Origin of the sequence: Comamonas sp. Y33R10-2, assembly GCF_019355935.1 — a bacterium.
GTDB lineage: Bacteria > Pseudomonadota > Gammaproteobacteria > Burkholderiales > Burkholderiaceae_C > Comamonas.
Genome location: NZ_CP079925.1, coordinates 1,373,938 through 1,392,396, shown reverse-complemented (window position 1 = coordinate 1,392,396; position 18,459 = coordinate 1,373,938). Strand labels below are relative to the sequence as shown.

General features: G+C 55.8%; 12 protein-coding genes. 9 read left to right on the top strand and 3 right to left on the bottom strand.

Going from position 1 to position 18,459, the window contains the following annotated elements; all coding sequences use genetic code 11:
- Positions 1-58 precede the first annotated feature (58 nt).
- The 3 genes from KUF54_RS06310 to KUF54_RS06300 are packed head-to-tail and all read right to left on the bottom strand — an operon-like array spanning position 59 to position 6,008.
- Positions 59-1,498, bottom strand: coding sequence for an efflux transporter outer membrane subunit (locus KUF54_RS06310; protein WP_219345799.1), 1,440 nt, complete (start codon positions 1,496-1,498; stop codon positions 59-61).
- Positions 1,495-4,683 (bottom strand): efflux RND transporter permease subunit, encoded by a 3,189-nt coding sequence (locus KUF54_RS06305; protein ID WP_219345798.1) that lies wholly within the window; start codon positions 4,681-4,683, stop codon positions 1,495-1,497. Before KUF54_RS06305 ends, KUF54_RS06310 begins: the two co-directional genes overlap by 4 nt.
- Positions 4,684-4,697: 14 nt before the next feature.
- Positions 4,698-6,008: an efflux RND transporter periplasmic adaptor subunit gene (locus tag KUF54_RS06300; RefSeq protein ID WP_219345797.1), complete on the bottom strand. Its 1,311-nt coding sequence runs from the start codon at positions 6,006-6,008 to the stop codon at positions 4,698-4,700.
- Between the two features lie 260 nt (positions 6,009-6,268).
- Here KUF54_RS06300 and KUF54_RS06295 point away from each other — a divergent pair, with 260 nt between their 5' ends.
- The 9 genes from KUF54_RS06295 (at position 6,269) to KUF54_RS06255 (ending at position 18,419) form a co-directional block, all read left to right on the top strand.
- Positions 6,269-7,972, top strand: coding sequence for an electron transfer flavoprotein-ubiquinone oxidoreductase (locus KUF54_RS06295; protein WP_219345796.1), 1,704 nt, complete (start codon positions 6,269-6,271; stop codon positions 7,970-7,972).
- Between the two features lie 534 nt (positions 7,973-8,506).
- Positions 8,507-9,475 (top strand): ABC transporter substrate-binding protein, encoded by a 969-nt coding sequence (locus tag KUF54_RS06290; protein WP_219345795.1) that lies wholly within the window; start codon positions 8,507-8,509, stop codon positions 9,473-9,475.
- Between the two features lie 122 nt (positions 9,476-9,597).
- A complete protein-coding gene (locus KUF54_RS06285) occupies positions 9,598-10,482 on the top strand; it encodes an ABC transporter permease (protein WP_219345794.1) in 885 nt (294 codons plus the stop codon).
- A gap of 21 nt (positions 10,483-10,503) precedes the next feature.
- Positions 10,504-11,298, top strand: coding sequence for an ABC transporter ATP-binding protein (locus tag KUF54_RS06280; RefSeq protein ID WP_219345793.1), 795 nt, complete (start codon positions 10,504-10,506; stop codon positions 11,296-11,298).
- Between the two features lie 537 nt (positions 11,299-11,835).
- The gene (locus tag KUF54_RS06275; protein ID WP_219345792.1) at positions 11,836-13,311 is read left to right on the top strand and encodes an amino acid permease; all 1,476 of its coding nucleotides are present in this window, start codon (positions 11,836-11,838) and stop codon (positions 13,309-13,311) included.
- 175 nt (positions 13,312-13,486) lie between these two features.
- Entirely contained in the window at positions 13,487-14,860 is a 1,374-nt protein-coding gene (locus KUF54_RS06270) for a DUF1329 domain-containing protein (protein ID WP_219345791.1), read from the top strand.
- Between the two features lie 152 nt (positions 14,861-15,012).
- Positions 15,013-16,689 carry a SulP family inorganic anion transporter gene (locus tag KUF54_RS06265; protein ID WP_219345790.1) on the top strand — a complete coding sequence of 559 codons (1,677 nt, stop codon included), beginning with the start codon at positions 15,013-15,015 and terminating at the stop codon, positions 16,687-16,689.
- 79 nt (positions 16,690-16,768) lie between these two features.
- Positions 16,769-17,563, top strand: a complete 795-nt coding sequence (locus KUF54_RS06260; protein ID WP_219345789.1) for a GGDEF domain-containing protein — start codon at positions 16,769-16,771, stop codon at positions 17,561-17,563.
- 4 nt (positions 17,564-17,567) lie between these two features.
- Positions 17,568-18,419: a MinD/ParA family protein gene (locus KUF54_RS06255; RefSeq protein ID WP_219345788.1), complete on the top strand. Its 852-nt coding sequence runs from the start codon at positions 17,568-17,570 to the stop codon at positions 18,417-18,419.
- The last annotated feature ends 40 nt before the right edge of the window (positions 18,420-18,459 follow it).

Below are 18,459 nucleotides of genomic sequence, written 5' to 3'. Positions count from 1 at the left end.
CGCTATCAAAAAAGCCGCAGTTTTCAAACTGCGGCTTTTGTTTTAGAACGATTTTTTATTAAGCGCCCTCTTCTCCGCCCAGCGCCTTCCACAAAGTGACGCGATTGAGCTGCTCTGACAGGCGCAGAGCAATCAAAGTCTGCTGTGCAATGTAGAGACTGCGCTGCGCATCCAGCACCGTTAAATAATTATCCACGCCAGCTTTGAAGCGGGCATTGGACAAATCAAATGCTTTTTGCGTATTGGCCACCATGCTGGTCTGGGCCGACAAGCGCTCGTCCCACTGCGCACGATCCGCAAGGACATCTGCCACCTCCTTGAAAGCCGTCTGTACGGACTTCTCGTACTGGCTCAGCGCAATACGCTGATTACTCTCAGCGACTTGCACATTGGCACGATTACGGCCGCCATCAAAGATAGGCAGGCGCACCAGCGGAATAAAGCTCCAAGTGCTGTTGTTGTTGCCAAACAAGCGATCCAACTCATTACTGCCTACGCCAAAACTGCCCGTCAGCGTGATGCTTGGGAACATCGCCGCACGGGCTGCTCCAATGCTGGCATTCATGGCTTGCAAATTGCGCTCTGCCGCCTGCACATCTGGGCGCTTGAGCAGCACGATGGATGGCAGCGGAACTGGCACTGCCTTCAAAGCCGCGGCGTTGGTGCCGTCCATCAAGGTTTGCGCCGTAGGCAGTAACTGGGCAGGTATAGGGCCGCCCAGCAGCAACTGCAGCGCATTGCGGTCTTTGTCGACCTGCGAGGTATAGCTGGCTACATCGCCACGCGCCGTATCTACCGTGGTTTGATTCTGGGCCAGCACCAGGCCAGACGTAGATCCCAACTCATGCATCTTGCGCGTCAGCTCAAACGCCTTAACGCGACTCGCCAACGTGTCTTTAGCCAGTTGCAAACGCGCTTGATCAGCGGCCAGAGTCAGCCAAGCATTGCTCACATCAGCGACTAAGCCGATTTGCACATTGCGCTGGTTTTCTTGGCTTAGCAAAAATTGCTGCAGCGAGGCTTCGCTCAAATTGCGAATACGCCCCCACATGTCCAACTCATAGCTGGCAAAGCCCAATTGAGCGCTGTATTGCTCCGTAATATTGCTGCGCCCTGCCGTCGTCAAATCCGCCGCAGTGCGTGAGCGGTTTGCCTGAGCCTGAGCCGTAATACCCGGCAATAAATCAGCCCGCGTAATACCGTACTGAGCGCGCGCTTTTTCGATATTTTCCACCGCCACGCGCAGGTCACGGTTGTTGCTCAGTGCCAGTGCCACCACATCGCGCAGCTGGCTCGACTGCAGCCACTGCAGAGCTTGCGTTTGCTGTAATGCCGTTTCGCTTGCCTGCGCCAGCACAGCGTTTCCTGCATTAGCAGACACATTCTCTGGCACAGGCAGATCAGGTGTCTTATAGGTTGGTGCCAAATTGCAGCCAGCCAGCAACGCAGCCGCACAAGCCGCAGCAACTGCCGAAATATTCATGCTCAGGCGCCTCATGCTGCGCTCTCCTTGGTTTTAGCTGCATCTGTCACTTGGACTTGAGATTCTTCATCAGTGCGCAAGCGACTCTTGAAAAAGCTGCGAATCAGCAAAAAGAACACTGGCACTAAGAAGATACCCAGCACCGTGGATGCCACCATGCCGCCCAGCACCGCCGTACCGATGGCGTTACGCCCACCCGCACCTGCACCAGTGCCAATAGCCAGCGGAATCACACCAAAACCAAAGGCCAGCGATGTCATCAAGATGGGGCGCAGGCGCTGGCGCACTGCCTCCACCGTGGCGTTAAACACGCTCTTGCCTTGCTCTTGCAGCTGCACCGCAAACTCAACAATCAAAATGGCATTTTTAGATGCCAAGCCAACCGTTGTGAGCAAGCCCACCTGAAAGTACACGTCATTCGTCAAGCCGCGTGTGCACGTTGCCAGCAGCGCGCCCACAACGCCCAGCGGCACTGCCAGCATCACGGACAAAGGTACCGTCCAGCTTTCATACAGAGCCGCCAAACACAAGAAGACAAACAAAATGGAGATGGCATAAAGCATGGGCGCTTGGGCACCCGACTGGCGCTCTTGCAGCGATGCCCCTGTCCACTCGTAACCAATACCTTGCGGCAGGTTTTTGAGAATGTCTTCCACCGTTTTCATTGCTACGCCAGAGCTGACGCCCGGCGCAGCGCTGCCGATGAACTCATAAGCTGATGCGCCGTTGTAGCGCATGAGTTGAGGCGAGCCATAAGCCCAGTAGGTGCGAGAGAAGGAGCCAAAAGGCACCATCTCGCCGTTCTTGTTACGCACCGTCCACTTGGCAATATCTTGCGGCAGCATGCGGTGCGGTGCATCGCCCTGAATATAGACACGCTTGACGCGGCCGTTGTTCAAGAAGTCATTCACATACGTGCCGCCCATGGCGCTGGAGAGCACACTGTTTATGTCCGTGTACGACAAGCCCAAGGCGGCAGCTTTGCGGTCATCAATATCAAGACGCAACTCGCTGGCATCTTCCAGATTCGTCGTGCGTACTGAAGTCAACTCAGGGCTCTTGCGCGCAGCCTCTTCCACCTGCTTGCTGGCAGCCAGCAAGGCTTGGTGGCCCAGACCATTGATGTCCTTCAACATAAAGTTAAAGCCGGCGCTCGCACCCAGACCACGCACGGCGGGCGGATTCATCACAAACACCCGCGCATCGCGGATGGAGCTCAAGTCCTTGGTGGCACGGTGTGCAACCTGAATAGAAGACTGAGACGCCAAAGGGCGCTCGGACCAAGGCTTAAGGCGCACGAAGCCGCGAGCCGAGCTTTGGTCACCATTCAAGCCGGAAACCTGGTTAAAACTGATCACCTCAGGCTGCTTGAGCAGGTGGTCACGCACCTCATCGAGCACCTGCTGCAGGCGTGCATCAGAAGCACCTGCGGGCAAGTTCACGTTCACATAGACAAAGCCTTGATCTTCATCTGGCAAAAACGAAGTGGGCAAGCGGGCCATCAACAGCCATACCGCCGCACAAATGGCCAAAAACACCAGCATCATCCGTTTGGAGCGGCGCAGCATATATGCCACCGAGCTCTGATAGCGCGAGGCCGTCAAATCAAAATTGCGGTTAAACCAGTTGAAGAACTTGTCATTCAAACCCAGCAAACCCGAGCGCACGGGGCGCGCATGACCTTCACCGCCGTGATGCTCAGGTGCTTTGAGCAAGGTTGCGCACAGTGCAGGAGTCAAGGTCAGTGCCACAAAAACCGAAAGCGCCATGGCTGCCACGATGGTGATGGAAAACTGGCGGTAAATCACGCCAGTAGAGCCACCGAAGAAAGCCATGGGGATGAACACGGCAGACAGCGTCACGCCAATACCCACAAGCGCCGGCGTAATTTCAGTCATGGACTGGCGCGTCGCCTCTTTGGGTGACTTACCCGTCTCGTGCATCACGCGCTCGACGTTTTCAACCACCACAATCGCATCGTCCACCAGCAGGCCAATGGCCAGCACCATGCCAAACATGGTCAGCGTATTAATGGAGTAGCCCGCCACCGACAGCACGCCAAACGTACCCAGCAGCACCACTGGCACCGCAATCGCAGGGATCAGCGTGGCACGGAAGTTCTGCAAGAAGATGAACATCACGATCACCACCAGCACCATGGCCTCAGCCAAAGCACTAGCCACTTCGCTAATGGACGCACGCACAAAAGGCGTGGAGTCCGAACTCACGAAGTAATCTATTTGATTGGGGAAGAACTGCTTGAGCTCCGCCAACTTGGCACCCACAGCATCTGCCACCACCATGGCGTTAGCACCGTCGGCCAAAATCACGCCCATACCGGCACCAGGCAGGCCGTTGAGCTTGGCTTGAATATTCAGATTGTCTGCTGCTAATTCCACACGCGCTACATCGCCCATGGTTACGACCGAGCCATCAGTCGCGGACTTGAGCACAATGGCGCGAAACTGTTCAGGCGTCTGCAGCTTGGTACGCGCCGTAATCGTCGCGTTGAGCTGCTGGTTCTGCACAGCAGGCAAAGCGCCCAGCTGACCAGCAGAAACCTGCGCATTCTGAGCATTCAGCGCGCTCGTCAGATCAGAAGGAATCAGGCCGTACTTCTCCATCTTGGCCGGGTCCATCCAGATACGCATGGCGTAAGCTGAACCAAAGACGTTGATGTCGCCCACACCTTCCAAGCGGCCAATTACGTCGACCAAATTGCTGTTCAGATAGTCGCCAATCGCCACATCCGTGACAGAAGGGTCCAGCGAATAAAAGCTGTAAGTGACCAAAAAGTCCTGACCGCCCTTATTCACAAACACACCGCGGCTTTTCACGGCATCAGGCAAGCGGTTCATGGCCGACTGCAGCTTGTTTTGCACCTGCACCTGCGCCACGTCGATGTTGGTGCCCGGAGCAAAGGTCAGCGTGGTGCGCGAGCGACCCGACGCATCACTGGTCGAGCTCATATAGAGCATGTTGTCGATGCCCTTGATTTGCTGCTCAATGATCTGCGTGACCGAGTTTTCCACGGTCTCGGCTGAAGCGCCTGTGTATTGCGACGAAATAGTCACACGCGGCGGCGCGATATCGGGGTACTGCTCCAGCGGCAGCTTCGAGATCGAAAGCGCCCCCGCAAGCATGATGACAATAGAGATGACCCACGCAAAAATGGGTCGGTTAATGAAGAACTGTGCCATGACTAATGCCCGCCTTACTTGGCTTGCGCCTTGGCAGCAGAGGTATCAGCACCCGCCTGCACTGGCGGCTCACCGCGCTCGCTCTTGCGCTCGGCCTTGGCCTTCATGTCTACTTCTTCAGGCTTAACTTTGTCTCCCGGCTTGACACGTTGAAAGCCGTCCACCATCACGCGATCACCCGCCTTCAGGCCAGACTTCAGCAGCCAAGACGCGCCCACTGCCCGGTCTAGCTCCACTTCACGCTTTTGCACCACATCGCCTTCTCCCAGCACCATGACATTGGGCTTGCCGGCCAGATCTCGTGTCACACTTTGCTGCGGCAGCAGCAGCGCATCAGGGGCCAGCGCCGTGGGCAACAAAGCCTTCACATACATACCGGGCATCAGCAGCCCGTTGGGGTTGGGCACTTCGGCACGCAAAGTCAATGTGCCAGTGGTGTCGTTGACGATCACACCAGCAAACGCCAGCTTGCCTTGCTGCGGGTAGTCGCTGCCGTCATCAAACTGAATGCGCACAGAGATTTTGTCGCCATCGACCTTTTGGTAGCGGCCAGACTCCAAGTCGCGCTTGAGCTGCATCAAGTCAGTGCTGGACTGGGTGAAGTCCACATACATAGGGTCTAGCTGCACGATGGTTGTGAGCGCTGTAGCCTGCCCAGCTGTCACCAATGCACCCGGAGTTACGGCAGACAAAGCAATGCGCCCACCAATTGGCGCCTCAATACGGCTGTATTTGAGGTTAATGCGCGCTGCTTCTAAATTGGCCTTGGCCACCGCCACATCAGATGAAGACTGGGCCGCAGCCGCTTGGCTTTCATCAAAGGCCTGCTTGCTAATCGCGTCAATCTTCACCAGCTCAGCATTGCGGCGAGCTGTAGCAGCCAGCGTACGCTGGCTGGCCTCAGCCTTCGCAACGGCCGCCATCGCGCTGGCTTCAGTGGCTTTTAAAGAGGCGGCGTCAATTTGATAAAGCGGCTGACCTTGCTTAACCAATGCACCTTCGGTGAACAAACGCTTTTGAATAATGCCCGAGACTTGGGGGCGCACTTCAGCGGTCATAAAGGCCTTGGTGCGGCCTGGCAAGCTAACATCCAGCTGCTGGCTTTGAGTCTGCAAAGTCACCACGCCGACTTTTGGCTCTGCCTTTGCGGGGCCTTTTTGCTCGGCTTCGGGCTTGGAACAAGCAGCGAGCGCACCGGCAATCAGCACAGCGCTCAGCGCCAGCGCCCAACGCGGGCGGCCATGACGTTGCGAGCTTGCACTGGGCAGATCAGAAAAATGCGCCTTACGGCGCGGGCTCAGTGAAGCGTGCTGGTCAATCGTCATACTTAATTTATCGTGCGGTCTGGGCTGGAGAACTTAGCAACATTGTGCATCGTCAATATTAAGCCAATGTAAAGCAAGTAGGCCCAGAACTACATGGACTGCGCACGCCAGCAGTTCATGAACACGGGCGCTGACGCGGTGTCTGCATAGCACTGCGAATGGCTCAGCATAGAATCGCCCACATCGCGGTATTTGTGACAAGAGATAAACAAGGCCGCGCAATCTAGTTTTTCCATTCAATATCCAAGAGAGACTCCCCGATGACGAACGAAGAGATCCTGACTCAATACGGCCCGCGCGAGGCTATGGAATATGACGTGGTGGTGGTAGGTGGAGGCCCCGGCGGCCTTGCCACTGCAATTCGCCTCAAACAATTGGCTGCTGAAAAAGGCCAGGATGTCTCCGTCGTCGTACTGGAAAAAGGCTCAGAGCCCGGCGCTCATACTCTGTCAGGCGCCATCATGGACCCACGCGCACTGACGGAATTGATCCCTGACTGGAAGGCCAAGGGCGCGCCCCTGAATCAGCCTGTGACCGAAGACGCCATGGTGTTCTTGGGCGAAAAAGCATCGCTGCGCACGCCCAACTGGCTGCTGCCCAAGTGCTTTCACAACGAAGGCAACTATATTGTTCGCTTGGGCTTTGTCACCAAGTGGCTGGCCGAGCAAGCCGAAGAGCTGGGCGTAGAAATTTTCCCCGGCTTTACTGCGGCTGAAGTGCTCTACAACGAAGATGGCTCGGTCAAGGGTGTAGCCACCGGCAACATGGGCATCAGCAAAGAAGGCGAGCCCACAGGCGACTTCCAGCTGGGCATGGAGCTGCACGGCAAATACACCATCTTTGCTGAAGGCGCACGCGGCCACTTGGGCAAGCAAGTCATTGCCAAATACTCGCTGGACGCTAACCGCGATCCACAAACCTACGGCCTGGGCATTAAGGAACTGTGGGAAATCGACCCAGCACGCCACAAGCCCGGCATGGTGGTGCACACCGCTGGCTGGCCCATGAAGAGCGACACCTACGGCGGCGCCTTCCTGTACCACCTGGAAGACAATTTGGTCACGCTGGGCTTCATCACAGGTCTGGACTACTCCAACCCCTACCTGTCTCCGTTCGAGGAAATGCAGCGTTGGAAGACACATCCCAACATTCGCTACTACCTTGAAGGCGACGAAGCCAAGGGCATCAAGCCCGGCAAGCGCATCTCCTACGGTGCCCGCGCCATCACCGCTGGCGGCATCTCCAGCCTGCCCCGCTTTGTGTTCCCCGGTGGCGCGTTGGTGGGCTGTGAAGCCGGCTTCCTCAACGTCAGCCGCATCAAGGGCAGCCACGCTGCGATCAAGACGGGCATGCTTGCTGCCGAAGCTGCTTACGATGCGCTGCTGGCCGGTCGTCAGCACGACGAACTCAACAGCTACACCCATGCGTTTGAAAACAGCTGGCTGTATGAAGAGCTCTGGAAGGCTCGTAACTTCAAGGCCTGGTTCAAGAAGGGCCTGACCACCGCTTCGATCATGAATGGCCTGGAGCAGTTTGTGCTGCGCGGCAATATTCCATGGACGCTGCACCGCAACAAGCCCGACCACGCTTACCTCAAGCCCGCCGCTGAATGCACGCCCATCGAGTACCCCAAGCCCGATGGCAAGCTGACTTTTGACCGCCTCTCCAGCGTATTCATCAGCAGCACCAACCACGCAGAAAATCAGCCTGCTCACCTGACACTCAAAGACGCAAGCGTCCCCGTCAACGTGAACCTGACCAAGTACGCAGGCCCAGAGCAGCGCTACTGCCCAGCAGGCGTTTATGAGTTTGTGGAAGACGAGGCCGACGCTGGCAAGCAGCGCCTGCAGATCAACGCGCAGAACTGCGTGCACTGCAAGACCTGCGACATCAAGGACCCCACCCAGAACATCGTCTGGGTGACGCCTGAAGGCGGCGGCGGCCCTAACTATTCAGGTATGTAAGCTGAACTCAATTCGCCGTAAAGCGAGTAATAAAGCCTGCACGGGTCATGCCTGCGCAGGCTTTTTTTTGGCCAAAAACCAATTATCTGCAGCAAAAAAAGCCTCACCAACTGTCCGCCAACTCTGAGATGCCAAAAAAATCATCTTGTAAAAACGAAGTGGCTGCTTGCCTCCGGGCACGTTAAACGCCATTAGCGGCATACGCGCCAGCCTTTCAAAAAAAGCGCAAGGCACAGATTTCAGTCATCAAATTGACCTAGGCGCAGGAAAAATGTGCAAATTAAGGCATTAAACGAGACTGGAGACGCAATATTGCGCAACTTTCAATACCGCACTCGCACCCTTTCAGCACACAGTTGTGGCTTTATGCAGCTTTCATGCCATTTTTTCGCAATTTACGTATAGGGATAAACCGGGTTCTCTCAAGCCAAGAGATAGGTTGATCGGTGCAGTAGACTTTCTCGCAAGACCTTGTGCCTTCAAACACAGGCGTCTTAATTCATTTGGAACACACAACAAACGCTGGAGATACACATGAAGCAGCTGTCCTTGGCCCGCATGGGTGCATTGGCCCTGGCAATTTCCGCCATGACCGGCGCTTACGCCGCCGATACCAAGTCCGTGGCCGTTACCGCCATTGTTGAGCACCCCGCTCTGGACGCTGTGCGTGATGGCGTCAAGGACGCTCTGAAGTCCGCCGGCTACGAAGATGGCAAAAACTTGAAGTGGCAGTACCAAAGCGCTCAAGGCAATACCGGCACCGCAGCCCAGATCGCCCGCAAGTTTGTGGGTGACAAGCCTGACGCCATCGTCGCCATCGCCACGCCTTCCGCTCAGGCCGTGATCGCATCGACCAAGTCGGTGCCTGTGGTGTTCTCCGCAGTGACCGATCCCGTCGCCGCCAAACTGGTGCCTAGCTGGGAAGCCTCCAAGAACAACGTGACCGGTGTGTCCGATCTGCTGGCTTTGGACAAGCAGATGGATCTGGTCAAGCAAGTCGTGCCCAATGTCAAGCGCATCGGCATGGTCTACAACCCCGGCGAAGCCAACTCCGCCGTGGTCGTGAAGGAACTGCAAGCTCTGCTGCCCAAGATGGGCTGGACGTTGGTGACTGCTGCGGCCCCCCGCTCGGTGGATGTGTCTAGCGCCGCCCGCTCGCTGGTGGGTAAGGTCGACGTGATCTATACCAACACCGACAACAACGTGGTGTCTGCCTATGAGTCGCTGGTCAAGGTTGGCCAGGACGCCAAGATTCCTCTGGTGGCTTCGGACACTGACTCTGTCAAGCGCGGCGCTGTGGCTGCCTACGGCATCAACTACCGCGATCTGGGCGAGCAAACCGGCCGCATGGTCGTACGTATCTTGAAGGGTGAAAAGGCTGGCGATATCAAGCCTGAAGTCTCCACCAAGATGGAACTGTTTGTGAATCCCGGCGCTGCTGAAAAGCAAGGCGTAAAGCTGCCTGACGCGCTGATCAAGGCTGCAGCCACCGTGGTCAAGTAACCCCTGGACTGTGACTTGCGCTGCTGCCCTGTGGGCATGCAGCGCCAGCACAGCGGCAGGTGTCATGGCAACATGACCCTGCCGAATTTTTTTAGAAGTCTGCCGCGCCTGTCGCTTCCTCTATGTCTTTATTTTCTGTACTCGGCGCCATTGAAATTGGCCTGATCTTCAGCCTGGTGGCGCTGGGCGTCTATATCTCTTTTAGGTTGCTGCGCTTTCCCGACCTGACGGTTGATGGCAGCTTCCCCTTGGGTGGTGCGGTCTGCGCCATTCTGATTTCCACGGGCTCCAACCCTTGGCTGGCCACACTGGCCGGCACGGCTGCGGGCGCTGTCGCAGGCTTCATCACGGGCTGGTTGAACGTCAAGCTCAAAATCATGGATTTGCTGGCCTCCATCTTGATGATGATTGCCCTCTACTCCATCAATCTGCGCGTCATGGGCGGCCCCAATGTGCCACTGATCAATGATGTCACGCTGTTCACCATGCTGCAGCCTGATAACGTTGAAGACTATGTGATGCGCCCCATCATCTTGCTGGGCTTTGTCATTCTCGCCAAGCTGGCGCTGGACTGGTTCTTTGCCACCGAGCGTGGCCTTGCCATTCGTTCCACCGGCTCCAATGCCCGCATGGCACGCGCCCAAGGTGTGAACACTGGCGCAATGATTTTGCTGGGCATGGCCATCTCTAACGGCTTGGTTGGCTTGGCTGGTGCGCTGTTTGTACAGACACAGGGCGGCTCTGACATCTCCATGGGCATCGGTACCATCGTGATTGGTCTGGCCGCTGTCATCGTCGGCGAGAGCATCCTCCCCTCGCGCAAGATCATCTGGGCTACCTTGGCCGTGGTGATTGGCGCCGTGGTCTACCGCTTCTTCATCGCCGCAGCACTCAATATCGACGCGATTGGCCTGAAGGCGCAGGACTTAAATTTGGTAACCGCCGTGTTGGTGACCATTGCTCTGATCATTCCGCAAATCAAAAAGAAAATCGGCAAGCGCAAGTAAAGAAGGAATGCGGAGAACACCATGCTGAACGCACAAAACCTAGAACTCACCTTCAACCCCGGCACGCCGATTGAAACGCGTGCTCTGCGCGGCCTCTCGCTGGCTATCCCTGACGGGCAGTTTGTCACCGTCATCGGCTCCAACGGCGCAGGCAAATCAACTTTCCTGAACTGCGTATCTGGCGACCAAAGCGTAGACGCGGGCAAGATTGAAATTGCCGGCATCGACATGACGCGCATGCCCGTGTGGGATCGCTCCAAGCAAGTAGCACGCGTTTTTCAAGACCCCATGGCAGGCACCTGCGAAGACTTGTCCATTGAAGAGAACATGGCGCTGGCGCATGAGCGCGGCAACTTTCGCGGCCTGTCAAAAGCCGTTAAAGCTTCCAACCGCGAGCTGTATCGCGAGCGTCTGGCTACGCTAGGTTTGGGCCTGGAAAACCGCCTAAGCGACCGCATTGGCCTGCTGTCTGGCGGCCAGCGTCAGGCTGTGAGTCTGCTGATGGCAGCTTTGCAGCCCTCGCGCATTTTGTTGCTCGATGAGCACACTGCTGCACTCGACCCCCGGACTGCAGACTTTGTGCTGCGACTGACAGACCGTATCGTGCAGGAAACCAAACTGACCACCATGATGGTCACGCACAGCATGCGCCAAGCGCTGGATGTGGGCTCGCGCACCGTCATGCTGCACCAAGGCCAAGTAGTGCTGGACGTGAGCGGTGAAGAGCGCGCCAAAATGGATGTGCCCGACCTGCTGCACATGTTTGAGAAAGTTCGCGGTGAAAAACTGGCGGACGATGCCTTGCTACTGAGCTGATCAAACGACTCCGCACCTACCAAAGCGAGAAGTCGCTATCAAAAGAGGAGCTGCTAGTGCTTTATTCATAAGCACTAGCAGCTTTTTTCATTTATATACGATCACTATCGCCCAAGGAATATATCAATCTGACTTTAATTTTTGACTGAATGACTAAATATTTAGTCCAAATTACCATCACAAGATTTGTCTCCAGCCAAACAACTCTCCAATTAATACGACGATTTGACGAAGATTTAAGGATATTCAACAAACACCTTTAAAGCGTGTTTATTACAAACAAATCAAACACTTAAAGCTCAAAAAAAACATCCGCCTAGACACATGCCGTCCTCGCTGCACAGCAACCGTGCAAATCGCTCACAATCGCCCCCTATTAGCAGCCTCCATGGGCGATGCATGTCATCGCACATCACGCTGGCCACGTTGATATCCGGGTAGGCCAGATATCACAAAGCAACACATGGCATGAAGCACCGGCATGAGCGCAAGCCACTTACGCCCTCGCTTCATGCGCAGCAAAACCCAATACCTATCATGAGCGATAGCCAAGCAACAACACAAAGCGGTGGACTGCACCGCAGCCTCAAGGCCCGCCACATGTCGATGATCGCCATCGGCGGCTCCATCGGCACCGGTCTTTTTGTCGCATCTGGTGCAACGATTTCTCAGGCCGGCCCCGGCGGCGCACTGCTGGCCTATATGGTCGTTGGCCTGATGGTCTACTTTCTGATGACCAGCTTGGGCGAAATGGCCGCGCACATGCCCGTGTCTGGCTCGTTTGCCACTTACGGCGCCAAGTATGTAGACGAAGGCTTTGGCTTCGCCTTGGGCTGGAACTACTGGTACAACTGGGCCGTGACGATTGCCGTGGACTTGGTGGCCGCACAGTTGGTGATGGCCTACTGGTTTCCCGACAGCAACGGCATGCTTTGGAGCGCCTTGTTCCTCGCGCTGATGTTTGGCCTCAACGCTCTGTCCGCCAAAGGCTTTGGCGAGTCTGAGTTTTGGTTTGCCGCCATCAAGGTCGCCACGGTGCTGATCTTCATTGGCATTGGCGTGCTGATGATCTTTGGCATTTTGCAAGGCGGCTCGCCTGAAGGTGTCTGGGGCAATATCGCCAACTTCACCGCCGGTGATGCGCCCTTTGCAGGCGGCTTTGCCGCGCTCATTGGCGTGGCCATGGTGGTGGGCTTCTCCTTCCAAGGCACCGAGCTGATCGGTATTGCCGCTGGCGAATCAGAAGACCCCGCCAAGAACGTACCCAAGGCCGTGCGCAAGGTGTTTTGGCGCATTTTGCTGTTCTACGTCTTCGCGATTCTCATCATCGGTCTGTTGATTCCTTATACCGACCCCAAGCTGCTGCGCAACGACTTGGGTGATATCGCCGTCAGCCCCTTCACACTCGTGTTTGAACGCGCCGGCCTGCTGGGCGCAGCGGCCCTGATGAATGCGGTGGTGTTGACTTCCGTGCTGTCTGCTGGCAACTCTGGCATGTATGCATCGACTCGCATGTTGTATGCATTGGCTAAGCAAGGCATGGCGCCCAAGCTGTTTGCCAAGGTTAACAAGCGTGGCGTGCCCGTGATGGCCCTGATCGCCACGACCGTGATTGCAGGACTGTGTTTTTTCACCAATGTCTTCAGCCCTGAAGTCGTTTACATCTGGCTGCTTAACCTGTCCGGCATGTGCGGCTTTGTGGCTTGGCTGGGCATTGCAATCAGCCACTATCGCTTCCGCAAGGGTTGCGAAGTGCAGAACTTCGACATGAACCAGCTGCCATACAAGGCAGCGGCCTTCCCTTTCGGCCCCATCTTTGCCTTTGTGCTGTGCTTGATCATCACACTGGGCCAGAACTATGAAAACCTGATGAAAGACCAGATCGATTGGGTAGGCGCCATTGCCACCTATATTGGTCTGCCTTTGTTCTTGGCCATCTGGTTTGGCTACAAGTGGACCAAGGGAACAAAAATAGTCAAATACGCAGATATGGATTTGCGCGGCTCGAAATAATTTTTCGCGCTTTCTCTTCAGAGGCAGCACCAGCAATGGTCGCTGCCTTTTTTATGGATCAGAAATTGAAGCTCTTTCTTAGTCTTTCCAGACGATTCATCTGATCAAAAGCATCGCCAAAATCCGCCTAATACGGGCGATAAGCCCGCATGATTTATCAGAGGGATATAGAGCGATGCGAGAAAAAAAGATGAGCGCAGCCTTGATGCTGTGTATGGGTTTGATGGCTGGAGCGGCCCTTGCAAAAGTTCCAGCGGCAGAAGCCGACAAGCTGGGCAAAGAGCTGACCTGCACCGGCGCCATCAAAGCAGGCAATGCCGATGGCAGCATCCCCCCCTTTACAGGCAAGATTTTGGGTGTACCTGCCGGTGTGAAATTCACTAAGAACGTGGGGCAGTTTCAGCCTGATATCTACGCAAGCGAAAAACCGCTGTTCGAGATCTCAGCGGCCAATATGGCGCAATACGGCGACAAACTCAGTGATGGCCAAAAGGCACTGCTAAAGCGCTTCCCCACCACCATGCGCATCCCTGTTTATCCGGGTCACCGCGATTTTCGCTATGACGACGATATCTGCGCGGTCATCAAGCGCAATGCCCTCGAGGCCGAAGTCGTCAATGAAGGCAACGGAGTCAAGGGCTTTATGGGCGCACTGCCCTTCCCCATCCCCAAGACTGGCCTAGAGCTGCTCTGGAACAACCTGATCCCCAGTCGCGCCAGCACCGAAGAGGTGGAGCGTGACATGGCTCTAGTCGGCTCAGGTGGTGATATTGCCTTGGGCCGCACCAGCTATATCCAGCTGAGCAACTACGACTCCAAGGAAAACCTAGGCAAACCCAACGATGGGAAATACGCTTATGTGACCAATTTCTCCATCCTGCCCGAGCGTGAAAAAGGTGGCGTAATTCTGTCCATCGAGCCCATGAACTTTGGCACGGACAAACGTCTGGCCTGGGCCTATGACCCCGGCACCCGCCGCGTTCGCCAGCTGCCTGAGTTTGGCTATGACCAGCCCTCACCCGGCACCAGCGGCAAGGCCACTATTGACTCTGAGCGCTTGTTTAACGGCGGCTCCGAACGCTATGAGTGGAGCATGCAGGGCAAGCGCGAGATGTTCGTTCCTGCGAATACCTTTCGCATCAACCAGCAGATCAAATACGCAGACCTGCTTAAGCCCGGCCACCCCAACCCTGCCTACACCCGCTACGAGCTGCGCCGCGTCTGGGTGCTGGAAGGCAAACTCAAGCCCGGCTACCGCCACGTTTACGCGAAGCGCGTGATGTTCATTGATGAAGACACAGGCCATGCCGTCTCGGGTGATTTCTACGATGCACGCGGCCTGCTGTGGCAGCACGGCGAAATCAACTACTACTATGCCTACGACATCAAAAAATGGCATGCAGGCACCTCGTTTTATTACGACCTCAATGCCGGCTCTTATGTCGCGATGAATCTGGTGCAGGAGCGTCCAAAGGCTCCAATTTTGGGCAAAGATAACCTCAAGCCTAAGCAGTACACCCCAGAAGCAATTCGCAACTTGGGTAACTAAAGGCCGGTGGCTCGACCACCGCGCACTCAACACAAAATCCACACCGAAAAGTGCAAAGAGAGGCCTTGAGCCTCTCTTTTTTATCTCTTCAAAACAATTAGCAGCGTAACTTCAAAGGGCGGCAGCTATTTCATTCGTAGACAATGCCTGTCATGCAATCTTTGGCACGCTGGCTCCCTTTTCTTGACTGGCCCAAGCCCACATTCGCTTTGCTACGCGGCGAATTCTGGGCTGGACTGACTGTTGGCCTGATGCTGTTGCCACAAGGCGTGGCCTATGCGGCGCTGGCTGGCATGCCGCTGATTACGGGCATTTACGCTTCCATCATTCCGGCAGCAATTGCGGTGCTGTTTAGTTCATCGCCTCGTTTAGGCGTAGGCCCCACAGCTCTGACCGCCTTGCTCATCGGTGCATCACTGACCGGCATGGCCGAGCCTGGTTCCGCCCAGTGGGTGGCTCTGGCGGCATGGATGGCCATACTCTCTGGCCTGCTGCAGTGGAGTCTTGGCATGGTGCGTGCGGGATGGCTGCTCAACCTCGTCACATCCCCTGTTCTGGCTGGCTTTACGCAGGCTGCAGCCTTGCTGATTTTGGCGTCTCAGCTTCCCATGTTGTTGGGCATGAATGCAGACTGGAGCACCGTCTGGAGCTCGCCTTCAATTTACTTGTTCAGTGGCCAATCCATTGCTTATGGCTTGGGCAGCATGGCCTTGCTGATGCTCGCCAAAAAATGGCGCCCGGCCTTTCCATCAGCTATTTTCATTATTGGCATAACAGGGCTCATCAGTTGGGCAACTGGTTTTGCCGATGATGGCGGCCTCGTCATCGGGCACTTACCGGCAGGTCTGCCGCACATTCAATGGCCTGGAATGCTGGCTTGGGAGCAATTTTCCGCACTCATCATGCCGGTGCTGGTGATTTCGCTGGTGAGTTTTCTGGAGACCGCTTCAAGCGCGCAAGTCGAGCACAGGCAAGCGGGTACGCGCTGGAATGAGAATCAGGATTTGATTGCACAAGGCCTGTCCAAAATCAGCGCCGGTCTTTTCGGCAGCTTTGCCACCAGCGCCTCGTTCTCACGCTCTGCGGTCAACTTACTGGCAGGCGCCAAAACGGGGTATGCGAACGTTTTTTCCATCTTGCTGGTGGTTGCCGTCGTGATCTGGTTTATTCCGTGGCTTTATCACATACCTCAATCAGCACTGGCAGCTATTGTGGTCACTGCGGTACTCAACTTGGTCAAGCCCAGCGCCATTTTGAAACTGTTCAAAATCTCCAGAGTCGAGGCTTGTATCAGTATCACCACATTGGTTCTGACCATCGCCACCGCGCCGCGCATGTACTGGGGCGTGTTCGCCGGCATCATGCTCAGCCAAGCCTACTATCTCTACCAGCATCTGCATCCGCGCATTATTGAAGTGGGCTTGCACCCGGACGGCAGCCTGCGAAGCCGCCAGCTTTGGCAGCTGCCGAAGCTGGCACCCCAGCTCATTGCCCTGCGCATGGATGCCGATTTGGACTTTGCAACGGCAACCGCACTAGAGCGTTATGCAGCCGATGCACTGCAACATTCGCCGCAAACGAAAGACTTGGCTTTGCTGATGCAATCTATCAACAGCATCGACATTACCGGCGTAGAAACCTTTGCAAGGCTCGAGCAGCTAGTTGCCCTTCGCGGCGGTTTACTACATGTGGTGGGGCTGAAACTACCCGCAGAAAAACGACTTGAGCGTGCTGGCCTATTGAGCCAAAAAGACAGCTCGCTACGGCTGTACCGCACCGATACAGAGTTTTTGCAAAGCCTCGGCAATTTCCCCACAAAGCTGACTTAAATCATGCTCTCAGATAAACCGCTTCTTACAAAAAATCAACGCACACTGCTACACTGATAGTCATCATTGATAGCTATTCGTGACTTCATCAGCCCCTCATCAGTCCGTGTTTCTGCGCGATCTGCGCCTTGCCACTGCCCACAATCTGGTCACTCGCACTGGTGGGGGTGATATTCGCCTTCCCACAGACACACCCACCCATTATTTGCAAGCACTGATTGACGGTCTGTGCGAGCTGTCTTTGCGCGACCCTCTGACTGGGCTAGCCAATCGTCGTCATTTCCGCACCGTTATTGAGCGAGAAATAGACCGCGTGGCTCGCTCTGGCGAAACCGCTCTGCTGCTCATGCTCGACATCGACCATTTCAAGCAGATCAATGACACTTATGGCCATATTGCAGGCGATATGGTGCTGCAGTCCGTCGCTCAGACGCTGTCCGAAGGCATACGCCCCATGGACACGCTAGCGCGTTACGGTGGTGAAGAATTCGCCATCGTCTTGCCCATCTGCCCACCCCATCAGGGTCATACCGTGGCAGAGCGCCTACGGCAGGCGATTGAAGCGACCCCTATCCGCATCTCATCCGGCCAGGCCCTGCATATCACCGTGAGCATTGGTGGCGTTTTTGCTCCGCAATGGGTTCGCAGCACCACCCCACTTTGGACAGAACGCGCCGACCGGCAGTTGTATCTGGCCAAATCTGCAGGCCGCAACTGCGTGTTTGTAGAAGATCCTCCCGACAGTACCGTGAGTGCTGAGGAAAAAGGCCTGCTTTTCAGTCATTTACCTCATATCGATATCGAGGAAAATGATGCTAACGACACCGCATCCAACGTAAACACCGAAGCTCAACGCCAGGTCATAACGCCTTAAGACGATGGACACCTTGGCCCCTCACCCCACACTGCCCGCTCATATTTCCATGGAAGATGCATTACGTGCGCCCAGCCGCTCCAAGCTGGCCCACATCATCGCCGTCACCAGTGGTAAAGGCGGCGTAGGCAAAACCTTTGTGTCCGCTAACCTTGCCGCCGCACTCACCCGTCACGGCTTCAATGTGCTGGTGCTGGATGCGGACTTGGGACTAGCCAACCTTGATGTTGTACTCAACCTCAACCCCAAGGTAACGCTACACGACGTCTTTACAGGTCGCTCAACGCTGGATGAAGCCGTTTTGAATTCACCGGGCGGCTACTCTGTGCTGCTGGCAGGTTCAGGAATGATCGAATACTCGCGCCTCACGCCCGAGATTCGCGACCAATTCATGCGTACCATAGAGACGCTTCGCCCCCGCTTTGACATCATCTTGCTAGACACGGGTGCTGGTATCTCAGATGTGGTGCTGTTCTCTGTGTCACTAGCTACTGAAGTTCTCGTTGTAGCTACGCCCGAGCCCACATCGCTCACCGATGCCTACGCAGCCATCAAAGTGCTGGCGATGCAACAAAAGCGCCAGCAGATTCGCCTCGTCATCAACCAAGCCCAGCGCCCAGGTGATGGCCGAGCGATTACCAGCCAGCTCCAGCAAGTTCTTAACCGCTTTGTCGCTACAGAATCTGGCGAGCCCTTGCAGCTGACGCATTGGGGCGACATTCCCCTAGATTCCTCCGTACGGGAAGCTGTCATGCGCCGCCAATTGCTGGTGCAATCTATGCCCGGAGCACCCGCTTCTCTCGCGGTTGCTCAGCTGTCTAATAAAATCAAGTCAGCACTAACGGCCCCGGTCTGAGCTGCGTCACCGTCGACGCAGCCACCGAGAGGCCGCATCC